The following is a 4,610-nucleotide window of genomic DNA, read 5'->3' on the forward strand; positions in this document are numbered from 1 at the left end:
CGAATCGCTCTAATCACCGAAAGGGGACTGCAGGAATGACCCGCAAGACGAACGGCTTCACCGACCCTATCGAAGAACATCGCGCACTGTTGGAAACCGAATCCCGCATCGCGATTGCGGGCCACCCGCTGCATGCGATGCTTGTGGCCTTTCCTATTGCGCTGACCATGTCTGTGCTGGGCGCTGATCTGCTGTATTGGTGGACTGCTGACGGGTTCTGGGCGCGGGTTGCCGGTTGGGCCGCGTTCGGTGCGTTTATAATGGGGGTGATTGCCGGGGTGACGGGCACAGTGGAATTGCTGGTTGTGCGCGGTATTCGCAACCGCTCTGCCAGTTGGACGCATTTCATCCTTGCGGTCATGCTGCTGTCACTGATCGGCGCGAATTGGGGCTTTCGTATCGGCCAGCCCGAGGAGGCGGTTCTGCCCTTGGGCCTGTCATTGTCGCTTGTTGCGGCAGGTCTGACGGCGGTTACGGGGTGGCATGGCGGCAAACTTGTTTTCGATTACCAGATCGGCACGAAAATGCCGGACCCGCCACCCTGAGCAAGAGCGCGTGGAACCACAGCTGGTGGTTGCACGTTAGGGTGTGATGAACAGACATTCCCCGAAGTCCGGTGGCGTGACCACCGCTGTGGCCCGTCAGCACCAACCCCGCCATGACCGGCCCCTGATGGTTGTCGCGCATGCCTGTGCCGTGCTGGCGCTTGGTTTGCTGGCCTTGGGGGTGCCGTTCGCCGTGATCATCCTTGTGGGGGAACCTGCGCCATCGGGGGGTGTCACATGGGATTTCAGCATGGGGCTGGGATTTGGTGCCTTGGCCATGATCACCTTGCAATTTGCCATGACGGGCCGTCTGCGCTGGATTACGCACCCGTTCGGCGCGGATATCGTCTATCTGGCGCATCGTTACTTAAGTTGGGGTGCGCTGGTGTTGATGGGCGCGCATTTTGCTGTGCTGTATGTGTTCCATGAACCCGCGCTGGGCGCGCTGAACCCGTTTCAGGCGCGTTGGGAACTGACCGCCGGACGTGTGGCCATGGTCTGCTTCGCGGGGCTGGTCATAACCTCGCAATGGCGCAAGGCATTGGGGCTGTCCTATGAATGGTGGCGCAAGCTGCATCTGGCGCTGGCGATCACCGGTTTTGTTGCTGCCATCCTGCATGTGCTGGGTGTGGGCAACCTGACGGATACGCCGGAAAAACGTATGCTATGGCTGGGGGCAACGCTGGGTTGGGCAGGGGTGCTGGTGTTTACGCGACTGCTGCGGCCATGGGTTCAGTCGCGCAACCCGTGGCGCGTCATTGCCAACCATGACGAAGGGGGCGGCGTGCGGCGTCTGGAACTGGAACCCGAAGGCCGTGGGCTGACGCGCTGGAAACCCGGCCAGTTCGCATGGCTGAAGGTCGAGCGCTCGCCCTATGGGCTGATCGAACACCCATTTACGATCTCCACCGCGCCCGAGAAGGGGCCAAACCTGTCTTTCTCGATCAAGGCGCTGGGCGATCACAGTTCCGCGCTGGCGCAAACCGAAATCGGCGCGCGGGCGTATGTTGACGGGCCATATGGCGCATTTTCGGTGGACCGTATGGCACGGGCAAGCGGGTTTGTGATGATTGCGGGCGGCGTGGGGATTACCCCGATCCTGTCCAATCTGCATGCCCTGGATGCGCGCAATGATCCGCGGCCCGTGATTTTGGTGTATGCCAACCAGACATGGGACAATATCGCCTTCCGGACCGAACTGGACGCCCTGCGCCAGCGACTGAACCTGACATTGGTTCATGTGCTGGCCGACCCGCCCGAGGATTGGGACGGCGAACGCGGACAGGTGGATTTCGATATCCTGACACGCCACCTTGCCGCTGACACACGCGACTGGCCGCATCTGCTGTGTGGGCCTGCGCCGATGATTGCATCCCTGCGCGGCGATCTGCACCGGCTTGGTGTGCATGACCGCCATATTGATTACGAAATCTTCGAGTTGGTCTGACATGCGCCCGAAACTAGCCCTTGCTTTTGCCATCGCACTGACCTTGCTGGCCGTCGGTCTGTCCATCTGGCTGGCACAGGCGGGACTGTAATGATGGCCGCTGCAAATTTTCCGGGGAACCGAAACGGCGCGAACACGTTAGAGTGTTTGAAGCTTGTTTGATGAGGCAAATAAATGAACACGAATTTCACGGGTCTTCTGGGCGTCCTGCATCTGGCACTTGTTGTCTGGGCCGCCGTTTCGATTCTTGGCTCTGGTGCCAGTCAGGGCCAGAAGGTTTTATGGATATTGCTTGTATTGGTGTTTCCCGTCATCGGCCTGATTATCTGGTTTCTGGCCGGTCCGAAGAAAGTCTGAGATGTTCCCTCTTGTCGAATGGAAATGCCCATCGGCACACTTTACGCTGACCTTCGGGTCAGCGTTTTTTTTTGCCCTGATAGACGCTCGTAATGGTTGCAACGTGGAACCCTGCGCAGGGACCGGACGTTGAACAGATGAAGCCATTCACCGCCTTGAAAGGACAGATGATGAGCGCACCGAAAAACACCCGCACCACTGCGCAACAGGATTTCGCCAAAGAGGCGCGCAAGCTGAAGACGGAAAACGCCAGCGATGATGCGCCCTATCCGACGGATAAAACCCCCGATCTGGGAATGCGCCGCATTGAACATGTTGATCAGGCCCCATCTGGTGCGCTTGATGATGTGGGCGACAAACCCGCGCGCGAACGCTCTCGCGAACGGCGTTGAACGGGGGGCTGGCCGCCCCATGCAGTCCGGATGTATTCGTTGACCACCAAGCCGAAACCGGCTTGGTGAATTCTTGCGTTTATAGTTGTAATATATTGATATTAAAAATCTTTTTTACTTTTTCAGGAACCTTGTCCTGCCCCCGCTGTTGTATGTGCAGAGCCTTGAAGAAGGCCAATACAACACAGGAGAGTTAAGATGAAAAAGCTAATGCTTACGACCGCGATTGTTGCTGTAACGTCGATGGGCGCAGTGGCGCAGACCGCTGACACCACAATGAACGGCGAGGTTGGCGCGGGCGCCGGGGGCGATCAGTTCGTTCCTGCATTCCTGTCGTCTGATTTTACCAGCAAGAACCTGTACACGCTGGACACCGAAGAAACCCGCGCATTGACGCAAGACCGCGCTGCCGAAGATCGCAGCATGTGGGATCGCGCGACCCTGCGTTGGGAAAGCAGCGATGCCTTCGCGTCGGATCGTGATGCGTGGGAAAATGTCGGCAATATCCAAGACATCGTCATGACCAAGGATGGTGAAATCCGTGGTATCCTGATCGATGTTGGCGGTTTCCTGGGTCTGGGTGCGCGCACTGTGATGGTGGACATTGATGATCTGTATTTCGTTGCAGACGAGACAGCACCGGAAGACCTGTCCGATTACTTCGTCGTGGCCGCCATGAGCGAGGAACAGCTGGAAGCCTTGCCTGAATGGGACGAGGACCAACTGACCGTCGGCTTTGAGGCACAGGGCTACCAAGCAGATGCAGCCGGGCATGATGTGGGTATGCTGGACGAGTCCAACGGCATGGCCGAGAGCGAGACAGCCATGACCGAGCAACCCGCGATGTCCGAACAGCCTGCCGATACTGCCGCAGCCCCCGCAATGGACGGCTATACCGAGATGACCGAGCAGGACCGCACTGCCGAAAACCTGCTGGGTGCCGATGTCTATGGCGGCGAAGGCGACAATATCGCGACCGTTGATGACGTTGTTCTGGCAGATGATGGCGCAATGACGCATCTGATCATGGATGTGGGCGGTTTTCTTGGACTTGCAAGCCACACCATCGCCCTTGAAGTCGCCGATGTCGACATCATGTGGAACGACGAAGACGGCGACGTGCGAGTTTCGGTTCCGATGACTCAGGAACAGCTGGAGAGCCTGCCTGAATACCAAGGGTAACCTGTCTCCGGATACCGTTGTGTGATGAATGTGAATGCCCCGCCGGATTCCGGCGGGGCTTTTGCAATAAACTGATTTTAATAATGTTTTTTGCGGAACCTTCTGCCAGCCCGCCCGTTATTTAGCAGATGTAAAAGTTGATATTGAACAAGGAAAGGAAAGCAAGATGCGTGGTTTGTTACTGTGGATTATCGGCATTCCGCTACCGTTGATCATTCTGTTGTATCTGTTCGGTGTGTTTTGATCCGATACCGGATTTTCTGAAAAGGGGCGTGGCATCGGCTGCGCCTTTTTTCGTTTCCCGTGTGCAATCAAGGAACCGCGGGCCTGTGGCTGCGTTGGATGACAGACGCATTTGAACACCGGAGTGTGATGGAACCCGATTATCCCTATTGCGGACCCGCGCCTGATCCGCAGGACTGGATCATGGCATGGAATTTTGACCCCGTGCTGCTTGGTTGCCTTGGCGTATTGGCATTGGGTGGGGGCGTGGCGCTACGAAGCCGGTCCGGCGCACGTCAGCGCGCATTCGCCTGTGCGCTGACGGCGGCTGCGCTTGCCTTTGTGTCGCCCTTGTGTGCGATGACGGTGGCCCTGTTTTCGGCGCGCACGTTGCATCATCTGGTTGTGATCCTGATTCTGGCGCCGGCGCTTGCGCTGGCGTTTCCGCTGCGCCGTGCCCCCGGG

At 58.0% G+C, this 4,610-nt stretch carries 6 protein-coding genes; all 6 read left to right on the top strand.

Annotated elements, in window-relative coordinates:
- The first annotated feature begins 35 nt into the window (after positions 1 to 35).
- Positions 36 to 545 carry a DUF2231 domain-containing protein gene (locus ACTIE1_RS00005; protein WP_439560420.1) on the top strand — a complete coding sequence of 170 codons (510 nt, stop codon included), beginning with the start codon at positions 36 to 38 and terminating at the stop codon, positions 543 to 545.
- A gap of 46 nt (positions 546 to 591) precedes the next feature.
- Positions 592 to 1,992, top strand: a complete 1,401-nt coding sequence (locus tag ACTIE1_RS00010; protein ID WP_439560419.1) for a ferredoxin reductase family protein — start codon at positions 592 to 594, stop codon at positions 1,990 to 1,992.
- 174 nt (positions 1,993 to 2,166) lie between these two features.
- On the top strand, positions 2,167 to 2,349 hold the full coding sequence (locus ACTIE1_RS00015; protein ID WP_439560418.1) for a PLDc N-terminal domain-containing protein: 183 nt from the start codon (positions 2,167 to 2,169) through the stop codon (positions 2,347 to 2,349).
- Positions 2,350 to 2,519: 170 nt separating this feature from the next.
- A complete protein-coding gene (locus ACTIE1_RS00020) occupies positions 2,520 to 2,741 on the top strand; it encodes a hypothetical protein (protein WP_439560417.1) in 222 nt (73 codons plus the stop codon).
- A gap of 198 nt (positions 2,742 to 2,939) precedes the next feature.
- Positions 2,940 to 3,923, top strand: a complete 984-nt coding sequence (locus ACTIE1_RS00025) for a PRC-barrel domain-containing protein (protein ID WP_439560416.1) — start codon at positions 2,940 to 2,942, stop codon at positions 3,921 to 3,923.
- A gap of 342 nt (positions 3,924 to 4,265) precedes the next feature.
- Positions 4,266 to 4,610: cytochrome c oxidase assembly protein (locus ACTIE1_RS00030; RefSeq protein ID WP_439563206.1), on the top strand; the 345-nt coding region annotated here is incomplete at its 3' end.

The organism is Roseinatronobacter sp. (genome assembly GCF_051859525.1).
Lineage (GTDB): Bacteria > Pseudomonadota > Alphaproteobacteria > Rhodobacterales > Rhodobacteraceae > Roseinatronobacter.

What these genes read in the sequence shown, in the direction of transcription:
- ACTIE1_RS00015 (WP_439560418.1), top strand. Translation starts at nt 2,167, where the DNA reads ATGAACACGAATTTCACGGGTCTTCTGGGCGTCCTGCATCTGGCACTT.
- ACTIE1_RS00005 (WP_439560420.1), top strand. Translation starts at nt 36, where the DNA reads ATGACCCGCAAGACGAACGGCTTCACCGACCCTATCGAAGAACATCGC.
- ACTIE1_RS00025 (WP_439560416.1), top strand. Translation starts at nt 2,940, where the DNA reads ATGAAAAAGCTAATGCTTACGACCGCGATTGTTGCTGTAACGTCGATG.
- ACTIE1_RS00020 (WP_439560417.1), top strand. Translation starts at nt 2,520, where the DNA reads ATGAGCGCACCGAAAAACACCCGCACCACTGCGCAACAGGATTTCGCC.
- ACTIE1_RS00010 (WP_439560419.1), top strand. Translation starts at nt 592, where the DNA reads ATGAACAGACATTCCCCGAAGTCCGGTGGCGTGACCACCGCTGTGGCC.